19 protein-coding genes are annotated in these 20171 nt (G+C 66.5%); 8 read left to right on the top strand and 11 right to left on the bottom strand.

Features of this window, described 5'->3' with window-relative positions; all coding sequences use genetic code 11:
- Positions 1 to 8 precede the first annotated feature (8 nt).
- Positions 9 to 875 (bottom strand): EipB family protein, encoded by an 867-nt coding sequence (locus tag L1787_RS20400; RefSeq protein ID WP_235710945.1) that lies wholly within the window; start codon positions 873 to 875, stop codon positions 9 to 11.
- 230 nt (positions 876 to 1105) lie between these two features.
- Here L1787_RS20400 and L1787_RS20395 point away from each other — a divergent pair, with 230 nt between their 5' ends.
- From L1787_RS20395 to L1787_RS20375, 5 genes are all read left to right on the top strand, one after another.
- Entirely contained in the window at positions 1106 to 1573 is a 468-nt protein-coding gene (locus L1787_RS20395; RefSeq protein WP_235710944.1) for a RidA family protein, read from the top strand.
- On the top strand, positions 1570 to 2301 hold the full coding sequence (locus L1787_RS20390) for a glycerophosphodiester phosphodiesterase family protein (protein WP_369415121.1): 732 nt from the start codon (positions 1570 to 1572) through the stop codon (positions 2299 to 2301). The genes L1787_RS20395 and L1787_RS20390 overlap by 4 nt, the downstream gene beginning before the upstream one ends.
- A 195-nt stretch (positions 2302 to 2496) precedes the next feature.
- Positions 2497 to 3699, top strand: a complete 1203-nt coding sequence (locus L1787_RS20385) for a GNAT family N-acetyltransferase (protein WP_235710942.1) — start codon at positions 2497 to 2499, stop codon at positions 3697 to 3699.
- Positions 3662 to 4492: a sulfotransferase family protein gene (locus tag L1787_RS20380; protein WP_235710941.1), complete on the top strand. Its 831-nt coding sequence runs from the start codon at positions 3662 to 3664 to the stop codon at positions 4490 to 4492. Before L1787_RS20385 ends, L1787_RS20380 begins: the two co-directional genes overlap by 38 nt.
- Complete coding sequence (locus tag L1787_RS20375) at positions 4489 to 4917, top strand: HIT family protein (protein ID WP_235710940.1); 429 nt, start codon at positions 4489 to 4491, stop codon at positions 4915 to 4917. Before L1787_RS20380 ends, L1787_RS20375 begins: the two co-directional genes overlap by 4 nt.
- On the opposite strand, the gene L1787_RS20370 is transcribed toward L1787_RS20375, so the two are convergent.
- The 5 genes from L1787_RS20370 to L1787_RS20350 form a co-directional block, all read right to left on the bottom strand.
- Positions 4904 to 5260, bottom strand: coding sequence for an AzlD domain-containing protein (locus tag L1787_RS20370; RefSeq protein WP_235710939.1), 357 nt, complete (start codon positions 5258 to 5260; stop codon positions 4904 to 4906). The genes L1787_RS20375 and L1787_RS20370 overlap by 14 nt on opposite strands.
- Positions 5257 to 5988: an AzlC family ABC transporter permease gene (locus L1787_RS20365; RefSeq protein WP_235710938.1), complete on the bottom strand. Its 732-nt coding sequence runs from the start codon at positions 5986 to 5988 to the stop codon at positions 5257 to 5259. The genes L1787_RS20370 and L1787_RS20365 overlap by 4 nt, the downstream gene beginning before the upstream one ends.
- 695 nt (positions 5989 to 6683) lie before the next feature.
- Positions 6684 to 9110 carry an ATP-dependent Clp protease ATP-binding subunit ClpA gene (gene clpA / locus L1787_RS20360; protein WP_235710937.1) on the bottom strand — a complete coding sequence of 809 codons (2427 nt, stop codon included), beginning with the start codon at positions 9108 to 9110 and terminating at the stop codon, positions 6684 to 6686.
- Between the two features lie 9 nt (positions 9111 to 9119).
- The gene (clpS, locus tag L1787_RS20355; protein ID WP_369415120.1) at positions 9120 to 9542 is read right to left on the bottom strand and encodes an ATP-dependent Clp protease adapter ClpS; all 423 of its coding nucleotides are present in this window, start codon (positions 9540 to 9542) and stop codon (positions 9120 to 9122) included.
- A 220-nt stretch (positions 9543 to 9762) separates the two neighbouring features.
- Complete coding sequence (locus tag L1787_RS20350) at positions 9763 to 10656, bottom strand: phosphotransferase family protein (protein ID WP_235710936.1); 894 nt, start codon at positions 10654 to 10656, stop codon at positions 9763 to 9765.
- Between the two features lie 277 nt (positions 10657 to 10933).
- Between L1787_RS20350 and L1787_RS20345 the strand changes: the two genes are divergently transcribed.
- Positions 10934 to 12658 carry a D-alanyl-D-alanine carboxypeptidase gene (locus L1787_RS20345; RefSeq protein ID WP_235710935.1) on the top strand — a complete coding sequence of 575 codons (1725 nt, stop codon included), beginning with the start codon at positions 10934 to 10936 and terminating at the stop codon, positions 12656 to 12658.
- A 68-nt stretch (positions 12659 to 12726) separates the two neighbouring features.
- Here L1787_RS20345 and L1787_RS20340 read toward each other — a convergent pair whose 3' ends face one another.
- The 5 genes from L1787_RS20340 to L1787_RS20320 all read right to left on the bottom strand — a co-directional run bounded on the left by L1787_RS20340 (position 12727) and on the right by L1787_RS20320 (position 18143).
- Positions 12727 to 13536, bottom strand: a complete 810-nt coding sequence (locus L1787_RS20340) for a DnaJ domain-containing protein (RefSeq protein WP_235710934.1) — start codon at positions 13534 to 13536, stop codon at positions 12727 to 12729.
- A complete protein-coding gene (locus L1787_RS20335; RefSeq protein ID WP_439648306.1) occupies positions 13533 to 14267 on the bottom strand; it encodes a VWA domain-containing protein in 735 nt (244 codons plus the stop codon). Before L1787_RS20335 ends, L1787_RS20340 begins: the two co-directional genes overlap by 4 nt.
- An 88-nt stretch (positions 14268 to 14355) precedes the next feature.
- Positions 14356 to 14790 (bottom strand): DUF1489 family protein, encoded by a 435-nt coding sequence (locus L1787_RS20330; protein ID WP_235710933.1) that lies wholly within the window; start codon positions 14788 to 14790, stop codon positions 14356 to 14358.
- 115 nt (positions 14791 to 14905) lie between these two features.
- Positions 14906 to 17110: an acetyl/propionyl/methylcrotonyl-CoA carboxylase subunit alpha gene (locus L1787_RS20325; RefSeq protein WP_369415119.1), complete on the bottom strand. Its 2205-nt coding sequence runs from the start codon at positions 17108 to 17110 to the stop codon at positions 14906 to 14908.
- 19 nt (positions 17111 to 17129) lie between these two features.
- Positions 17130 to 18143, bottom strand: coding sequence for a lysozyme family protein (locus L1787_RS20320; protein WP_235710932.1), 1014 nt, complete (start codon positions 18141 to 18143; stop codon positions 17130 to 17132).
- Positions 18144 to 18260: 117 nt separating this feature from the next.
- Here L1787_RS20320 and L1787_RS20315 point away from each other — a divergent pair, with 117 nt between their 5' ends.
- Together L1787_RS20315 and L1787_RS20310 are read left to right on the top strand one after the other, a co-directional pair.
- Positions 18261 to 19079 (top strand): UDP-2,3-diacylglucosamine diphosphatase, encoded by an 819-nt coding sequence (locus L1787_RS20315; RefSeq protein WP_235710931.1) that lies wholly within the window; start codon positions 18261 to 18263, stop codon positions 19077 to 19079.
- Positions 19076 to 20113: a glycosyltransferase family 4 protein gene (locus L1787_RS20310; RefSeq protein ID WP_235710930.1), complete on the top strand. Its 1038-nt coding sequence runs from the start codon at positions 19076 to 19078 to the stop codon at positions 20111 to 20113. Before L1787_RS20315 ends, L1787_RS20310 begins: the two co-directional genes overlap by 4 nt.
- Positions 20114 to 20171 lie beyond the last annotated feature (58 nt).

Genomic DNA, 20171 nt, shown 5'->3' with positions numbered 1-20171 from the left:
CCCGTCGCTCAGCAGTCGGGCGGGGTGCGGAGCTCCAACTCCCGCAACTTACCCGACAGCGCGAATGTGCCGTGATCGAACGTCACGTCGTAGCTGACGCCGTTGTCGAGCATCGTGAAGGTGAGCTGATAATCCGGCACGCTCTCGCCGGTGATCCCATTGGTGGAGAAGAAGCTGATCACGAGATGCCAGGTGTCGGCATTCTCCGCGCCGGCGAGCACCTTCAGCGCTTCCTTTTCCATCGATGAGGCGTTCGGAAGGCCGGTCATCTGCGGACCGATCAGCGTCGTCGTATCATAGATCTCGTCCGCGGAATCCCCGCCATCGAAGACGGGCGCCTCGAGGACCCGATCGCCGGCCTTCGCCGCCTGCAGGATGAGGCGCGTGTGCATCGACGGGAAAACGGCGCGTCCGAGCGAGATCGAGGTCTCTTTCGGCTCGGTGATGTCCACCATCACCCCGTCCGCCTTCGCCTCGGCCTTGCCTTTGACGCGGCTGACGAGCTGATCCTCGACATAGGTCTGGTTCAAGAAGGTGAAGTCGGCCGGATCGAGCGTCTCGAATGTCGACGAGCGGAGATCGGTGGTGCGCTGGCCGCCTTCCCGGTCGATGACGCGCGTCACGAAGCGGGAGTTGACGACATAGCCCTCGCACTCCCCGCCGGAAATCTCGACGACGAGACGGCCCTTGACGGACACCATGCTCGCCCCCGCCTCGGCCCGCTTCAGCGAGATGTCGTAGACGGCGCGATGCGGCAAAAGACCGTCCGCCCAAACCGGGCGCGGCGCGGCGACGGCGGCGATCGCCACGACGGCGGCCGCGGCGGACGCCAGGAACGACCGGGTCGAGAACCCTGCCGAAATTCTCATGGGCATGAGCGCACTCCTCGCGGGCCGTACCGCGCGCCATTCCGAGGCGCCCGGCAACACACGACCCAGGCTTCGTTGTGGGCGGGATCGCTAGCGATGGCAAGCTCGCGGCCACGCCCCGATCGGCCTGGGCTTTGCGCATGACGAGGCGGTTCCGTCAAGCCGATCGCCGCGGCCGGGTTGACCCGTTTCCCATATCGCACCTAATGAATCCGCATCGCGACAAGGAAATCGACATGACAGGCACCGTTGAAGACAAACTGAAATCACTCGGCGTGTCCCTGCCGCCCGCGGCCAAGCCCGCCGGCTCGTATGTCCCGGTCGTGCAGAGCGGCAACCTCCTCTTCATTTCCGGCCAGATCCCGATGGGGCCGGACGGTCTTCAATATATCGGCAAGTGCGGCGCCGGGATGAGCGTCGAAGACGCGCAGGCCGCCGCCAAGATGTGCGCCCTCAACATTCTCGGCCAGGTGAAGGGCGCCGTCGGCAGCCTCGACAAGGTCGCCCGCATCGTGAAGCTGAACGGCTTCGTCAACTCGACGCCCGACTTTCCCGATCACCCCAAGGTGATCAACGGCGCGTCCGACTTCTTCGTGGAGGTCTTCGGCGAGAAGGGCCAGCACGCGCGCGCCGCCGTCGGCGTCGCCAACCTTCCCTTCGGCGTCGCCGTCGAGGTGGAAGCGATCGTGGAGATCACCCCATAACGGGCCTCGTCCCCGACTGGCTGCTGCGGCGACCGATCGCCCATCGCGGCCTTCACGACGAGGTGATCGTCGAGAACACGCTCGAGGCCGTCGAGGCCGCGATCGAGGCCGATTATGCGGTCGAAATCGACTTGCAGCTCACCGCCGATGGCGGCCTCGTCATGACACACGACGCGACGCTCGACCGCATGACGGTCGAGCGCGGCCGTGTCATCGACCATACGCTCGACGAGTTGCGCGAGATCCGCATCAACGGCTCGGAGGAGACGCTCTCCTCCGTCACCGATCTCCTCGCCCTCACCTCGGGCCGCTCGGCGCTCTTCATCGAGCTGAAAGCGCCCTATCAACAGCCTCAGAAGGCGCGGATGACCGCCGCCATCGCCAAGGCGCTCGACACCTATGGCGGCGCGGCCGCGGTGATGACGTTCGATCCCGACCTTCTCGCGATGCTGCGCACGGCGCTGCCGAACACGCCGCTCGGCATCCTCGCGGGGGACGAGGAGCGCAGCGCTTCGCTCGTCTCCCGGTTCGGTCGCGACATGCTCCTCCATATGCCGCGCACGAAGCCCGACTTCGTGTCCTATTATGCGACCGCTTTGCCGCATCCGGCGGTGCGGCTCGCCCGGCGCAAACGTCCCATCCTGACCTGGACCGTACGGTCGCGCGTCGAGGCGGAGCGGGTCTCGCATTATAGTGACCAGATCATTTTTGAAGATTTTCTCGCCTGACACACGCCTTGCATGACGCCCGTGCAAATCCATCCCCTTGGAACCTGGCCCGCGACACCACCTTTGGCCGGAGGGGCGAGCGAGCGTCGACCGCGTGACGCTCGCGGCGTGGGATGGGCGCCCGGATCCTGAAAGGGTCGGGGTCCGACGCGGGCCCGATGCGTGTGACGGCGCGACGCGCCGAAGGAGTGCAGCATGGATCAACTGTCGATCGAGGCGGTCGGAGCGTTGAAGGATGTCGGGCGCGCCGCGTGGGACGGGCTCGCCAATCCGGGGTGGACCGTCGGCCCGCGCGGACAGATCTCGGGCAGCGGACCGCGCGCCTTCAATCCCTTCGTGACCTATGATTTCCTGAGCGCGCTCGAAGATGCCGGCTGCGTCGGCGGGCGCAGCGGCTGGTTTCCGCGCCATCTCGTCGTGCGCGATCCCGCCGGCGAGGCGATCGCCGCCGCCCCCGCCTATCTCAAGACCCACAGCCAAGGCGAATACGTCTTCGATTATGGCTGGGCCGACGCGTTCGAGCGCGCCGGGGGCCGTTATTATCCGAAACTCCAAAGCTCGGTCCCCTTCACCCCCGCACAGGGCCCGCGCCTCCTCGTCGGTGACCGGGACGAGGCGTATCGGCGCGATCTCCTCGCCCGCGCCCTCGTCGCCCTCGCCGAGCAATCGAACGCCTCCTCCGTCCACGTGACGTTCGCCACCGAGGACGACTTCGCCGCGCTGACGAACGCCGGCTATCTCGCCCGCCTCGACACCCAGTTTCACTGGACCAATCGCGGCTACCAGTCGCCCGAGGACTTTCTGACCGCTCTCGCCTCGCGCAAGCGCAAACAGGTGAAGCGCGAGCGGCGCGAGGCGCTCGCCAACGACATCACCATCCACTGGGTGACGGGCGAGGACATCACCGAAGACCATTGGGACGCCTTCTACGAGTTCTATATGGACACCGGCTCGCGCAAATGGGGCCGGCCCTATCTCAACCGCACCTTCTTCTCCCTTCTCGGCGAGCGCCTTGCCCACAGCGTCCTTCTCGTCTTCGCCGAGCGGAACGGGGAGAGGATCGCCGGTGCGCTCAACCTCATCGGCTCCGAAACGCTGTTCGGACGCTATTGGGGCTGTGTCGAGGATCACCCGTTCTTACATTTCGAGGTCTGCTATTATCAGGCGATCGACTTCGCGATCGCCCGCGGCCTCGCCCGAGTGGAGGCCGGCGCGCAAGGCGAGCATAAACTTGCGCGGGGCTATGAGGCGTGCGAGACGCGATCGGCGCACTATCTTTGCCATCCCGGCCTCAGCGAAGCCGTCGAACGCTTCCTCGCCGACGAGCGCCGCGCCGTCCACCGCCACAACGAGGTCCTGAATGCCCATGCCCCCTTCCGAAAAGAGAGCACGGGCTGAGGCTGGGGCGGTCCGCCGCGTCGCCAAAGACGGGCCGCTGATCATCTCGATCCATGTGCCGAAGACGGCCGGAAGCCGCTTCGGCGAGATCCTGAAGGCCCGTTATGGCGACGCCCTCGCCTACTATTATGGGCCGAACAACCCGAAGACCCACCCGCTCGCCCGCGTCCGCCCCAAGGATCTCGACGCCGACCTCTTCGACCGGCTGCATGCGAGCGGCGTGCGCATCCTGCACGGCCATATGCGGGCGAACCTTCTGATGCGCTCGGTGCCGGACCATTCGCGCTACTGGGTCTGGCTGCGCGAGCCGATCGAGCAAGTGATCTCCTATTACCACTTCGTGCGCACCTCGAAGGGCGACGGCGGTCCGCTTTATCAGGCCGTCCAGGAGCAAGGCATCTCGCTCGACGAGTTCGTCACGCTGCCGCAGATCACCAACGTCCAGACCCAATATTGCGGCCCGCTCCAGCTCGAGAAAGCCGGCTTCGTCGGCGTCACGGAGCAGTTCTCGCGAATGCTGCCGCTCATCGGCCTCAGGGATCAGCAACGCTGGTCGAACGTCAATGCGGAGAAGCCGATGGCCGACCGCGATACCCGCACCGCCATCGCCCGGCAGATGACCGACGATGTCGGCCTCTACTCCTACGCCCTCGAGCTCTCGATCCGTCGCCTCGGCATCCGTGACACCCGCCTCCAGTCGCTGTACAGGCGGTGGCAGGGGCTCGTGGGCCGGCCGGTCGCCGAGCGGATCGCCGCCCCCGCCCGCCCCCTCGAACCAGAGGAACCCCGATGACGCCCTACGACCCGGACAATATCTTCGCCAAAATCCTGAAGGGGGACCTGCCGTCCGAGACGGTCTACGAGGACGACGCGACGGTGGTGATCATGGACATCATGCCCCGCACCACGGGCCACGCCCTCGTCCTGCCGCGGGAAGCCTCGCGCAACATTCTCGACATCTCGCCCGAGGCCCTCGCCGCTTGCGTGAAGACCGTGCAGAAGGTCGCAAAGGCCGCGAAGGCCGCCTATGAGGCGGACGGCGTCACCGTGCAGCATTTCGTGGAAGGCGCCGGCGGGCAGATGGTGTTCCACACCCATTGGCACGTGCTTCCCCGCTTCGAGGGGGTCGCGCTGCGCCCGCATTCGGGCGAAATGGCGCCCGCCGAGGAGATCCAGGCCGCCGCCGCGAAGCTGCGCGCCGCGCTCAGCGGAGCATGAGCCACCCGCCGAGGATCACGAGCTCCCCGACGAGAACACCGAGCGCGAGCCGCCGACCGCTCGCGACATAGGCGCCGAAACCGGCGGCCGCCGCGAGCGCGCGGATCGTGACGTCGAGCGTTGCGAGCGGCCCGGTCGGGAACAGGATCAGCTTCGCGATCACGCCGGCGACGAGCGCGGTCGCGACGGCCTTCACCCAGGTGAAGAGCTCCGACTGCTCGTCGAGCTTGCCGGCGAAGAGGACCCCCAGCCAACGCCAGATATGGGTCGGCAGGGCCGCCCCCACGAGGATCGTGAGATAGGGCCCGAGCTCGGCGAAGGTGCGCATCGTCTCCGCACTCATCGGAGCGGCTTCCGCACGAGGCGGCCGAGCCCGTAAGCGAGCGTCCCGCCGATCAACCCGGCCGCCAGGAGGTCGATCTGCGGGGCGAGGATCGTGAAGACCGGACCGAGGACCAGGCCGAGCCCGAGGGCGAAACGGTCCGCGTGGGCACGGGCCGCGCCCCAGAGCGCCATCAGGAAATAGATCGGCGTCAGAAAGACGAGCATCGCCGCGATCATCGGCGGCACGGCCCCGATGACGAGATAGGCAAGCCCCACCACCGCCGCGTTCATGACCGTGAGGCAGATCGCAAAGCCCGCGAAGAAGGGGAGCCGTGCCTTTCGCGGCATGTCCGGCAGGTGCGCCATCGCGAACACCCAGGCCGTCACCGCGACGAACCAGGACATGAACAGAAGAAGCCATCGCGGCGTCTGCGGCGTCCGCACCACCGGCGTCCACGACATCACCATCGGCATGAAGCGTACCGCCGAGAGGCCCACGGCGAGCATAACCGCCGGCAGGCTCGCACCCGATCCGACGATCCCGACGAACACCACCTGGCTCGGCAACGCCCAGACGGCGAGCGTCAGAAGGAGGGCCTGGCCAAGCGAAAACCCCGCCTCCCGCGCAAGCGCGGCAAAACCGATCTGTGCGCCGATGAGCACGAAGGCGGGCAGCGAAAAGAGGTGCGAGGCGCCGCGCAAGAACCAGGCCCGCGCCGGAACGTTCGCGGTGTCGGAGGTCTCCATCATCTCGCCTTAGCCGACGCGCGCCGGAACGGCCAGTGGCCGCAGCGTCAAACTTGCGCAAGCCCACGCGGCCGGCGGCACGAGGCCTGCCCTCGCGCTGCAACGCAGCAGCCAACGCGCGGCCTTTAGTCAGCGCGCACCGCCCCGCCATAGGCGGCGCAAGGCTCCAGACCTCGCCGACGCGCGGCGCAAGCAGACGGGCGCGAAACGTCATCCATCATCGCGTCCGCACCATCTCAAAATCGCATCGCCCCGGCCTGCCCACGCCCCATTACTCGCCGCCGACCGGAGGCCACCCATGCTGGGCTGGCCCTTACCGCACGCGCCGCGACACTGGCCGACGCTGGTGCTCGGCGTCCTCGGCACGGCCTATCGTCCCTCGGCGCAAGACACGGGGGGTCGCCGAGCCTGTTCTTCGGAGCCAAACGTCGCTGAAGCCCGATCAGCGCCGGACGGCGGCCGGGTGCAAGGCCGAAGAGCGTCGCGCAGCGGCGCGTGCCTTGCGCCCGGCCGCCGTCCGGCGCAGGGCTTCATTCAGCGATGTTTGGCTCCGAAGGACAGGCGCTCCCTCTGTTCTTTGGTGAAATCGGAGCGCCCTTCGGCTTCGCCGCGCGGGGCTCGGTCTCGGCTCTCTGAGCGCAAAAGAAAACGGGCGCGAAAATCGCGCCCGTCTCCCAAGTTCCAATTCGCCCCGGTCAGCTCGATGCCGGGATCCGCGGAATGCGCGAAGCGCCTCCGTTGCCGGCGCTGCCGCCGGTGGGTTCGGGATCGGGCCCCCCTTCGTCATCGGGGTCGGACTCGTCCGGATCCTCGTCGGAGGTCGCGTGAGACGGGGCGGCCGGATCCGCGATCGCCTCGAGGACGAGCTTCTTCTTGCCGTCTTCGTCTTCGCCGACCGTCACCTTCACGGTGCCGCCCTTCTTGAGTTCGCCGAAGAGCACCTCGTCGGCGAGCGGCCGCTTGATGTGCTCCTGGATGACCCGGCCGAGCGGGCGGGCACCCATCTTCTCGTCATAGCCTTCCGCGGCGAGCCACTGGACCGCGTCCTCCGACAATTCGAAGGTGACGTTGCGATCGGCGAGCTGCGCCTCGAGCTGCATGACGAACTTTTCGACCACGCGATGCACGACGTCCTGCGGCAGCGGCGCGAACGGCACGACGGCGTCGAGACGGTTGCGGAACTCGGGCGTGAACAGCTTGTTGATCGCGTCCATGTCCTCGCCCTCGCGGCGCTGACGGTTGAAGCCGATCGGGGCCTTGGCGAGATCGGCCGCGCCCGCATTCGTCGTCATGATCAAGATGACGTTGCGGAAGTCGACCTGCTTGCCGTTGTGGTCGGTCAGCTTGCCGTGATCCATGACCTGCAGGAGGATGTTGAAGAGGTCCGGATGGGCCTTTTCGATCTCATCGAGCAGGAGCACGCAGTGCGGGTGCTGGTCGACACCGTCGGTCAGCAGGCCACCCTGGTCGAAGCCGACATAGCCCGGAGGCGCGCCGATCAGGCGGCTCACCGTGTGGCGCTCCATGTACTCCGACATATCGAAGCGCAGGAGTTCCACCCCGAGGAGCTCGGCGAGCTGGCGCGCCACCTCCGTCTTGCCGACGCCGGTCGGGCCGGAGAAGAGGTACGAGCCGATCGGCTTGTTGGGCTCGCGAAGGCCCGCACGGGCGAGCTTGATCGCCGAGGACAGGACGTCGATCGCCGCTTCCTGACCGTAGACCACGCGCTTGAGGTTGGTCTCGATCGTCTGCAGCACCTCCGCATCGTCCTTGGAGACGGTCTTCGGCGGGATCCGCGCCATCGTCGCGATGGTGGCTTCGATCTCGCGCACACCGACCTGCTTGCGCCGCTTGTTGACCGGCAGGAGCATCTGCGAGGCGCCCGTCTCGTCGATCACGTCGATCGCCTTGTCGGGGAGCTTGCGGTCGTTGATGTAGCGGTGCGACAGCTCCACGGCCGACTTGATGGCGTCGTTCGTGTACTTGATCGAGTGGAATTCCTCATAATGGGGCTTGAGGCCCTTGAGGATCTCGATCGCGTCGTCGACCGACGGCTCGGCCACGTCGATCTTCTGGAAGCGCCGCACAAGCGCGCGGTCCTTCTCGAAGAACTGGCGATATTCCTTGTAGGTCGTCGACCCGATGCACTTGATGGCGCCCGAGGACAGAGCCGGCTTCAGGAGGTTCGAGGCGTCCATCGCGCCGCCCGACGTCGCCCCGGCACCGATCACGGTGTGGATCTCGTCGATGAACATGATGGCGCCCGGATACTCCTCGATCTCCTTGACGACCTGTTTCAGCCGCTCCTCGAAGTCGCCGCGATAGCGCGTGCCGGCGAGCAGCGCGCCCATGTCGAGCGCGAAGATCGTCGAGCCGGCGAGGACTTCGGGCACTTCGCCGTCGACGATACGCTTGGCGAGGCCTTCCGCGATCGCCGTCTTGCCGACGCCCGGATCACCCACGAAGAGCGGGTTGTTCTTCTGCCGCCGGCAGAGCACCTGGATCGTCCGGCGGACCTCGTTTTCGCGACCGATGAGGGGATCGACTTTCCCCTTCTTGGACTTCTCGTTCAGGTTGATGCAGTACGCCTCGAGCGCATCGGTCTTGCGCTTCGGGCCGCTGCCGCCCTCTTCGGCTGGCGTATCGTCCTCCGCATCACGTGCGCGTTCGCCACCCATACCGGCGCGTTTCGCGATTCCATGGCTGATGTAGTTCACGGCATCGTACCGCGTCATCTCCTGCTCCTGCAGGAAGTATGCCGCGTGGCTTTCACGTTCGGCGAAGATGGCGACGAGGACGTTGGCGCCCGTCACCTCCTCGCGTCCCGACGATTGCACATGGATCACCGCGCGCTGGATGACGCGCTGGAAGCTCGCGGTGGGTTTGGAATCGTCGTCCCCGTCCACGACCAGATTGTCGAGTTCGGCATCGATATAGTCGCTGAGATCGCGTCTCAGCCGATCGAGGTCGACATTGCAGGCCTTCATGACGGCCGCCGCGTCCTGATCGTCGACAAGGGCGAGGAGAAGGTGCTCGAGCGTTGCGTACTCTTGGCGACGTTCGTTGGCGGCGGCGAGCGCCTGATGCAGTGCCTTTTCGAGGCTACGAGAGAATGACGGCACGGTCGCTCCTCACTTCTTCTCCATGACACATTGGAGAGGATGCTGATGCTTGCGGGCAAAGTCCATCACCTGCGTCACCTTTGTTTCCGCCACCTCATAGGTGTAGACGCCGCATTCGCCGACGCCATGGTGGTGGACGTGAAGCATGACACGGGTGGCCTCTTCCCGCGACTTCTGGAAAAAACGCTCCAGCACGTGAACGACGAACTCCATCGGGGTGTAGTCGTCGTTCAACAGGAGCACCCGATACATGTTCGGGCGCTTCGTTTTCGGCTTGGGCCGCGTGATGACGAGTGTGCCAGCATCCGTGTTGCCGCCATCATCGCCGCCGTCGTCATTGCCTTGGTCGGAGGCTATCGGCGCCGACAAGCGTGTCCACGCCGGCTCGCAGCCGGGTCGACGCGGTGCCGATTGGTCCGGAAGGCTCGTCATGATCGCCATCCTGGGTCTTCGATCATCAACACGCAAGCGGGCGAGGCGTCATTCGCACCCAACTGTCGATGGAGGATAATGTGGCAGCCCGCGGCCCCGATGGTAGACGCTCTGTCGCCGCAGTCAAAGGGAAGCCAGCACACCAATCCTAGATGATGCAGTCAACATTGTCGTTCAAGTGCGCCTTGGGACAGAATGCCCTGCCGCGCGTGGAGCAAGGCTAGCGCAGATCGCCCCCCTCGCGCCACTCCCTCTCGACCGCACACCATTCTTCCAACAGCTTCACGACATGCAGGCGATCGCTTCCCGCCTCGATGACATCGAGGAGCCGCAGTGTGGCATGGCTGTTCAAAATTCGCGTGAGGTCGACCGGATGGGGACCGATCGCGCGATAACGGGCGACGATCCGGGCGACGAGATCGGGGTGGACGAAGGCGGGATAGGAAAGATCTCTATGGAGATCGCCGACCCCCGCCCCCGCGAAATCGAACAACCCGGCGAGGCGGCCGGCCGCATGATCGTAAGCCATGTTCCAGCCATGGGTGTCGAAGTGACCGACGACGGCGGTGTCGGGACCGTAGGTCGCCGCCCGGTCGAGCGTGGCCCGCGCATAGGCCATGAGGTCGGGCGACAGATGGGGCCGCACCGCCACCGCGATCGCCTCATAAGACGGCCAGATCCGCACCCGCGCGACCCCCGCGGCGAGCGCCGCCTCCGTCGAAAGCGTGTGCGCCGCGCGATAGAAGGCCGCGAGATCCTCGGCCAGTCGGTCGCGGCTCGGCGCATCGAGGCGCGCGTAGGCCCCGGGGTCGATCGGCGCGCCGTCGATCTTGTCGTGCTCGGAAAACAGGACCGGCGACGTGTGGATCCGCACGCGCGGAACCGCCAGGGCAACGTGCGGGGCGAGAAAGTCGAGCGCGGGCGGCTCGGTGAGAAGCCGCGCGCCCGCCCCCTCGCTCCTCGGAAAGCGGAAGATCACCCCGGCGACCTCGATCGCGAGGCTGTCCCAGCCGTCCGGGCAGACGGTCCGCGCGAGCCCGTCGAGATCGGGACGGACGGCGCTGATCGCGGCCTCGTGGATTGCCGAGACCTCGTCGATCGGCGCCTTGTCCATCGTGCTATCCTCTTTCACGAAAGGGTGATTCTGCCGCAGGAGGAATTTTGTCTCTTGTCGAAATTGGACCAAACCCTGCTCTTATGGCACAAGCCTGAAGTCAGACCGATTTTGTAAACCCTCTCTCAACCACGGCAGTTGACCGAGCCGTAACGCCTTCCAGCCACATGCTGGTGTCGTGTTTGTCCCCCAACCGTCGGCATGGTGCGGCGATGATCCCGCAGCCGAAGCGTCGAAGGACCGTATGCACGCCTCCCAACGACGTCACAGCGCATGGATGCGCTGCCTGACACGCGCTTTCTGTTTCGTTTTCCTCCCGCTCGTGATGCTCTCGGGTCCAGCGGCCGCGAACGAGAAATATGCCGGCTACGTCTATGACGTGATCGGCGGCAAAGTCCTTTATCAGGATGATGCGGACAAGCAGCGTTACCCTGCTTCGCTCACGAAGATCATGACGCTCTACATCGTCTTCGAGGAGCTCGCCGCGCGCCGTCTCTCGCTCGACGACAAGTTCACCGTGTCGGCCTATGCCGCCGCGCGGCCGCCGTCCAAGATCGGCTTCAAGCCGGGCGGGACGATCGCCGTTCGCGATGCCATCAAGGCCCTCGTGACCAAGTCGGCCAACGACGTGGCGACCGCCGTCGGCGAGAATATCGCCGGGTCGGAAAGCGCCTTCGCCGAGCGGATGACGCGCACGGCAAAGCGTCTCGGGATGCAGAACACGGTCTTTCGCAACGCGCACGGCCTGCCCCACCCCCAGCAGCACACGTCGGCGCACGACATGGCGCTTCTCGGCATCGCCATCCAACGCGACTTTCCGCAGTATTACGGCGTGTTCCAGACGCGTGTGTTCGAGTACTCCAACCGTCGCTACGGCAACCACAACAAGCTTCTCGGCCGCGTCGAAGGCGTCGACGGCATCAAGACCGGCTATATCCGCGCCTCCGGCTTCAACCTCGTCACGTCCGTGCGGCGCGATGGTCGTCATATCGTCGCCGTCGTGATGGGCGGGCGCACCGGCGCCTCGCGCGACAGCCATATGCGTGAGCTCGTGGAGCGTTATCTGCCGAAGGCGACGCGCGGCCAGCCGATGGTCTTCGCCGCTTGGAGCGACTTCGGGCCGCCGCCGATCCCCGGCCGCAAGCCCTCCCTCAACGCGCTCTACGCCTCCCGCCTCAAGGCGCGTGAGAACGATCCGATCGCCGACACCGTGGTCGCCTTCGCCGCCGAGATGCGCTCGGACGCGAACGAGCCGAAGATCACCTCCCCCGCCGTCGCGACCGACGCCCTCACCGCAGTGATCGCGCTCGCCGATCCGGGCGACGACGCCTCCGGCTCGCAGCTCGCCGCCGTCACGCCGACGCCGCCGCCGGCCGCTCTCGCACGCTCCGTGCAGGGTGATACCGCCGCCGTCGCCGCGACCGGGCGGATCCAGGACGGGCGTTTCGTCACCGCCTTCGCGATCTTCGGCGAAGCGGGCGACGATCGGCTCGACCGTGAGGATATCGTCGCCGCCATCGAGCGGTCGCGCCCCGAGACCGGCGGCGTGACGACGATCGAAATGGGCTCGGCCCGTCCGGCGACGCCGGCCACCGCCAAGATCGCCCTCGCCTCGCACACCCCCCGCGCGACCACGACCGACGCGCCCCGCATCGAGGACACGATCGCGGCCGCCACCACCGAATCAATGACCCGCGAATCAGCGACGCGCGAATCGGTGGCGAGCGCGCCGGCGGCGGTCGAATCAGTCGAATCGCAAACGGGTTGGCAGATCCAGGTCGGCGCCGTCGGAACCATCGACGAGGCCCGCCGGCTTCTCGAGGCCGCGGCTTCGCAGGAGCCAGCCATGCGCCAGCAGGAGCAGGTAATGCTGCCCGTGCGGACGAGAAACGGCACGCTCTACCGAGCCCGCTTCGCCGGTTTTCAAACGATGGAAGACGCTCAACGCGCTTGCAAACAGTTCGCTAACCATAACCGGCCATGCTGGGCGGTATCGATGTAACGCACCGGCGCTCCCAATGACTGGCGCGCTCATGTGCGCCAGTTGTGAGTTGAACGATGAGCGTTGTGTCACCGTCGACGCAAAAGGACGTCTTTCGCCAGGTTGATCTGGGTCGCAAAGTAAGCGGAGCCGCCCCTGTCCGGGTGCATCTGCTTCATGAGGCGGCGATGCGCTGCGCGGACCTCGGCTTCGCTCGCGCCGGGCTGAAGACCCAGAACCTCATAAGCCTGCTGCTCCGTCATCGCGCCGGCTCCGTGCGCGCCGCCAGAGCCGCCCGCGCCGCCCGCCCCGTCGTGACGATCACCCTCGACGTCGTCACGCCATCCGGGGGCCCGGCGGTCGAGATATGCTTCGACGATTAGACGGCTCTCCTCGTCCCCGGCGCATTCGCGCCAGACCATGAGAACCGACGCATCGTCGAGCGCGGAAAGGCGCTTTCCCTGAAAGCGCCCCGCGAGAAGGGTGATGTCCATCTCGCCCGAATCATGATCGAGCGTCGCCGCCAGCTTCGAGGTCCGCACCGTCGAATTCTGGCCGGGGCGCTTGTCGGCGCGGCGCGCACCGAAGGGCCCTCCCCCGAACGGCCCCCCGGTGAAGGGCCCACCGGAAAAGGGACCGCCCGCGAACGGGCCGCCGAAACGCGCCCCGCCGCCGGAGAGGCCGAGCCGCGCGAGGCCGGCCGTAATGAGGCTCATGCCGACGAGCCCCTGCCCGCGCGTCAACAACAGCGCACCGACCGCGATCATCGCCAAGCCGCCGCTCGATCGCATCTTCGCCGCGAGCTTTTGCGGATCGGTGCTCGCGAACCAGCGTCCGGCGAGGACGACGGAGCCGAACACCGCCGCGCCGAGAAGGAGCGGCAGCAACAAGACGATCACGACATTTTCTCCAGAAGAAGACGCGCCCCGTCATCGCCCTCAGCGCTGCGATCGGCGAGCGCCTTGCGCCCCCCGGCGGCGTAGACCGCGACGGCCTTCAACAGGCGGGAGAGTTCGGCGCCGGCACTGTCGTCGAACGTGAGATGGGCCCCGCCGGAAAGCCGCGCGATTTCCTTGAAGGCGCGCGACGCGACCGGGTCACGCCGCTCCTGGAATACGAAAACCGGCACTTTGAGCATCCCGAGCTCGCCCGCCCGTTTGCACAATCGGTCGATATCCTCCTCCATCGCATCGCCGATATAGACGAGCGCCTGCACCGGCGCCTTGCGCGTCTCATCGATCGCGCGCGACAGGACTTTGCCGATCTGGGTGAGGCCGCCCCGACACTCGATCCGGGTCATGAGGCCGCCGAGCGTGCCGGCATCCGACACCCATTTGGAGGCGCGGCATTCGCCGAAACCGCGAAAATAGACGAGTTGCACGTCGAGCCCGCCGACGGAGCCGGCTTCGCTGAACATGTCCGCCTGGATCGCGCAGGCGCGGTCCCATGTGGGCTGGCGGCTCATCGTCGCGTCGAGCGCGAACATCAGCCTGCCGCGCGCGCCGCCGGTCGCGGGCGCCATGGTCCGGGCACGTGCCAGAAACGCGTCGATTTCGCCGCGCTCCGAGCGATTCGTGGCCGCTGTTCCGGTTTTCTCCGAAGGCGGCCGATATGTGGGGTTCTTGCTCACAGCCCATAAGATAAGGCCGGATGCGATCGCCGCCACGGGAGAAGATCGAAGATGACGATTTGCCCGAGCAGAATGCCGCGCCGCGAACTCAGATCAGGCAGAGTTCCATCAGCTCGCGGCGCATCTGGGCGGGCATCTGATCGTCGAGCTCACCGATCACGAAATCGGCCGGCGCATCGCCCTCGCGCAGATACCGCCAGCCCTGGAACGGACGGCACGGCCGCGGCCGCACCGGGGTGACGACAGGAGCGAGGAAGATTTGATAGCGGCCGATACCCGAGGCATCGGTGAAGGGCTCGATCGACAGGACCGGCTGACGCGCCTGAATCGCGCCCTTGATCACCCAATAAAGGCTGCCGCCGTCGATCACCTCGTCGGCGCGTTTGGGGGCCATGCGCGTCTTCGCCCAGGATGCCGGCTCGAGCCCGGAGGCCAAACGCTCGGCCGCCCGGTCGGCGACGATGTCCTTCAGTTCGTCAACCGAGGAGACGCCAACGCAGAGCTTGAGCAAATGCACCGTCATGGATGACGAGATGCCTCTCTCCGCCGCCCGCGGCAAGATCGGCGCCGGTGGTGGGCGAGGCTATCCACCGGCTCATCCACCGCGGCGTGCGCCGGGCCGCCGTTCGGCGCCAGCCTCACCGATCGTCGTAGAGCGAGCGAGAGGGTTCGTCCGACGGCTCGGCGGGCGCCTCGCCATCGTCGGGGCCGGCGGTGCCCGTCTCTCCGGCCGGATCGGTATAGGCGTCGGCATAGACCGCATCGACGTCGGCGAGCCCGGCTTCGGCCGGATCCATGAACCCCTCGTCGGTCGTGGGTCCGGCAACGTCTTCGTCGATATCCGCGACTTCCTCCGGCGACGGCTCCGGCTCGGCCTCCGCATCCGTCGCGGCCAGCCTTATTGCGGGGACCGGCTCGTCCGCCGACCCGAGAACGATGACCTCCGTCCCCTCCTCGACCTGATCGCCGGGGGCGAACCGCACCTCGACGACCCGGGCGTCCGACCCCGCCTTCACCGTGTGCTCCATCTTCATCGCTTCGATCGAAAAGAGCTTGGTGTCCCGCTCGACGAGATCGCCGGGCGCGACGAACAGCGCGACGATCCGCCCATGCATCGGCGCGACGGCACGGTCGGCGGCGACGTCGTCCTCGGCGACACGGGCGAGCTGATCGACGATGCGCACCCGCACCGCGCGTCCGCCCTGGACGGCGAAGGCGTCGCCGTCCGCCTCGATCACATGGTCGGACCCCGCCTCGCCGACCACCCCATCGACGCTGAGGATGAGACCGCCCTCTCCCGGCCTTAAATGCGCGACCCGCTCGGCACCATCGACGAGGATCGCGATCCCCGCCGCCGCCTCGCCGGAGATCCGGAAGCCGTCGTCGATCGTGAACGGATCGGCCCAGCCCGCCGCCGGCGCCTCGGCCGGCGTCAGCAGCGAGGCGGCCGCATCGGCGATCGCCTTCGCGCTCACCGCGCCGCCGGTCAGATTGTCGATCTCGCGATCGACGAAGCCGGTATCGTGCCGTCCGGCGACGAATTCGGGATGGGTGACGACGGCGCGCAGGAAGGCGAGATTGGTCTTCGGACCGATCGCGACCGACCGGTCGAGCGCGTCCGCCATCTTGGCGAGCGCGTCGGCCCGGTCCTCACCGTGGACGATGAGCTTGGCGATCATCGGGTCGTAAAAAGAGCTCACCGTGTCGCCGGTCTCGACCCCGCTATCGACGCGCACCCCGCCGGGCACCCGGAAGGCGGCGAGCCGGCCGGCGGACGGCAGGAAGCCCTGGTCGGGATCCTCGGCATAAAGCCGCACCTCGACCGCATGCCCCTTCGGCGGCGCGGCGACCTCCTCCTCGAGCGGCAGAAGTTCGCCCGCTGCGACGCGCAATTGCCATTCGACGAGATCGAACCCCGTGACCATCTCGGTCACCGGATGCTCGACCTGAAGGCGCGTGTTCATCTCCATGAAATAAAAGCGCTCTTCGGAGAGCTGCTCGCCCCCTTCGACGATGAACTCCACCGTTCCGGCGCCGACATAACCGACGGCGTTCGCCGCCCGCACCGCCGCTTCGCCCATCTTGGCGCGCAATTCGGGCGTCATGCCGGGGGCTGGCGCCTCCTCCACCACCTTCTGGTGACGGCGCTGAACCGAACAGTCGCGCTCGTGGAGGGAGACGGCGTTGCCGTGCCGGTCGGCGAACACCTGGATCTCCACATGGCGCGGGCGATGGATGAAGCGCTCGACGAGGACGCGCTCATCGCCGAACGAGGCGCCCGATTCGCGCTTTGCGGCGGCGAGCGCCTCCTCGAAGTCGATCGCCTTGTCGACGCGGCGCATTCCCTTGCCGCCACCGCCGGAGACCGCCTTGATCAGCACCGGATAGCCGGTCTCATAGGCCTTGCGCTTCAGAAAGGCCGGATCCTGCATTTCGCCATGATAGCCGGGGACGACGGGAACACGCGCCCGCTCCATCAGGAGCTTCGCGCCCGATTTCGACCCCATCGCCCGGATCGCCTCGGCCGGCGGGCCGACGAACACGAGATCGTTCGCCTCGCACGCCTCGGCGAATTCGGCATTTTCCGACAGGAACCCGTAGCCGGGGTGGATCGCCGCCGCGCCCGCCTCCTTGGCGGCCGCGATCAGCCGATCCTTGTCGAGATAGGAGCGGCGGGCCTCCGCTGGCCCGATGAGGATCGCCTCGTCCGCCTCGCGGACATGGAGCGCCCCCTTGTCCGCCTCAGAATAGACCGCGATCGTTCGGATCCCAAGACGCTTCGCGGTGCGCATGATCCGAACGGCGATTTCGCCCCGATTGGCGATCAAGACGCTTTCGAACACCGGACTGTCTCCAAAGATCTCAGGACCGAAGCCAACCAAACACACTTTGCCGTTTGAGCGCCAACTGCTCGGAGAGACTTTCAACCACCTCGGCGATCTCGGTCTCCGTCCGCTCGCCCAACTCGGCAAATTGCGGCGCGAGCCGCGCCGGGTCGGGCATGGCGTAAATCGTGTTCCAATTCTCGCCCCAATGGGTGCGCGCGAACAGGTCGTTGGCGCGGGTACGGGAGGCGATGCGCGCAGTGAGGGCGGGGTTGAGGCCGGAAAAGCGCTCCGCCCAGCCATAGGCGCGCGCCGCCTTCTGCAAGAGCGCCCGCGCCTTTCTGCGTGTCGGGAGGTCGCGCGATTTGAGGCCGCGCCGAGCAAGGCGCCGCGCTGCCTCCACGGTGCGCGGATCGGCCGCTTCGTTGCGGGGCTCCTCCTCCGTGAGGAGATCCGGGCCGAAATCCCAGAGCTCGGCGAGGCGCGTGATCACCGAACGATTGTCGATCTTGGAGCGCAGCGGCAACGGGGTGAAGGACGCGACCGTGCCGCCCGCCGCTCGCGTGGCCGCCCATTTCGCGAAGGTTGCGCCGAAATCGCCGTGGCCTTCCTTGAGCGCGGCCGCGACGAAATGGGGAAAGGCGGCCGTCTCCAGAAACTGGATGGCGCGGAAGGCGTACATCGAATTCAGCCAGCTCGCCGGATCGCGCACGATCGCGAAGGCCTCGATACCGCAGCCCGCGAACGGCCCTTCCTCGAGAATGGAGGCAAGGCCGGCCGGATCGCCACCTGAAAGGGTTTCGCCGCTCAGGATCAGCGTGTGGGCGTCGGCGCACTGGGCGATTCCGTCCACAGTCGCGGCGCGGTCGACCGGGTCGCCCGCGATCGCCCCGCGCAAGGGGCGCTGGTCCTTCGTGCCACCGCCGCCGAGCACGGGATAGGCGATGCCGTTTTCACCGAAGGCGGGGCGACTTGCGGCCAGCGTCGCCTGGAGCGACGTGCTCGCCGCCTTGGGCAGACCGATATGGACGAGGACGCGACGTGTGGGCATGGAGTCTCCTAACGACCACACGACCTTTATTGATTGAAGGACGTTCGTGCCACACCATGTGCAACGCGGGGCGAACTGTGCTAGCCCTCCCTCGGCAACGGCAAGCGGCACGAATCAATGGCGGAAAGCAACACAGCGGACGAGCCCAACGTCCGCAAGTTTCGCACACTTTTCCTGTCGGATATCCACCTCGGAACCCGGGGTTGCCAAGCTGAATTGCTCGTCGATTTTCTCCGCCATCACGATGCCGACAAGATTTACCTAGTTGGCGACATTATCGACGGCTGGCGTCTGAAAAAGACCTGGTACTGGCCACAAAGCCACAACGACGTCGTGCAGAAAATCCTGCGCAAGGGGCGCAAAGGTGCCTCCATCGTCTATCTTCCCGGCAATCACGACGAGTTCCTGCGCGACTATCTCGGCACCCATTTCGGCGGCGTCGAAGTCGTCGATTCGATCGTCCATGTGACGGCGGACGGCAAACGCTACATCGTCATCCATGGCGATCAGTTCGACGTCGTCGTGCGGCACGCCAAGTGGCTCGCCCTCCTCGGGGACTGGGCCTATGTCACCGCGCTGACGCTGAACACCTGGGTCAATATCGTCCGCCGCAAGCTCGGCCTCACCTATTGGTCGCTGTCGGCCTGGGCCAAGCTCAAGGTGAAGAACGCCGTCTCCTTCATCGGCAAATTCGAGACCGCCCTCGCCTCCGAGGCGAAGCGCCGCGGTGCGGACGGGGTGATCTGCGGCCACATCCATCATGCTGTGATGCACGACATGCATGGAACTCATTACGTGAATACGGGTGACTGGGTTGAATCCTGTACCGCCATCGGCGAGCACGAAGACGGAACGTTCGAGCTGATCCGCTGGACGCGCGTGCGTCAGCGCGCCGAACTCAGCATCGTTGCGGACGAGCGCCCGCAGGCCGCATGACCCGTCTCGCCCTCGTCACCGACGCGTGGCACCCTCAGATCAACGGCGTGGTGCGCACGCTCGACACGACGCGCCACGAGCTCGAAAAACTCGGCATCGAAGTGACGATGATCACCCCGAGCGACTATCGCACGGTGCCGATGCCCACTTATCCTGAGATCCGCCTCACCGTGTCCTGGCCGGGCCGCGTCTATCGCGCGATCAGCGCCGTCAAGCCGGACTATGTGCACATCGCGACCGAGGGCCCGCTCGGCATGATCGCGCGCTATTGGTGCAAGCGTCACAAGATCGGCTACACGACGAGCTATCACACGCGCTTTCCCGAATATGTGCGGGCACGCGCGCCGGTGCCGCTGTCCTGGTCCTATGCCTTCGTGCGCTCCTTCCACAATGCCGGTGTCGGCTGCATGGTCTCCAACACCACCTTGGAGCAGGACCTCGCCGATCGCGGCTTCAAGCGGCTCGTGCGGTGGGTGCGCGGCGTCGACACCGAGACGTTCAATCCGGGCGTGCCGCCGGCGCTGCCGGACCTGCCGAAGCCGGTGTTCATCAATGTCGGCCGCGTGTCGGTCGAGAAGAATATCGAGGCCTTTCTCGATCTCGATCTGCCGGGCACCAAGCTCGTCGTCGGCGACGGGCCGGCTTTGCCGCAGCTCAAGGCCCGCTATCCCGATGTCGTCTTCACCGGCAACAAGACGGGACGTGAGCTGACCGCGCACTATACTTCCGCCGACGTGTTCGTGTTTCCGAGCCTCACCGACACGTTGGGCCTCGTTCAGATGGAGGCGCTCGCATGCGGGGTCCCCGTCGCAGCGTATCCGACGATGGGGCCGATCGACGTGATCGGGGATTCGGGAGCGGGTGTCCTCAGCGAGGATCTGCGCCAGGCCTCGCTCGACGCGCTGGAGATTTCGCCGGCATTTTGCCGCGAGTACGCCCTCGAATTCTCCTGGGAGTCGAGCGTGCGCCAGTTCTGGGAGAACCTTCAGCGGGCGAACGGCCTCTCCCCGGAAGTGATCGCCGCGTCCAACTGACCGGAGCGGCCACCGACCGGGAGAGGAGGACACGGACCAGATTGTCGATCCCGTGTCC

This window comes from Acuticoccus kalidii (assembly GCF_021556395.1).
GTDB lineage: Bacteria > Pseudomonadota > Alphaproteobacteria > Rhizobiales > Amorphaceae > Acuticoccus > Acuticoccus kalidii.
The sequence above is the reverse complement of the archived record's forward strand: the minus strand, read 5'-3'. Positions and strand labels throughout refer to the sequence as shown.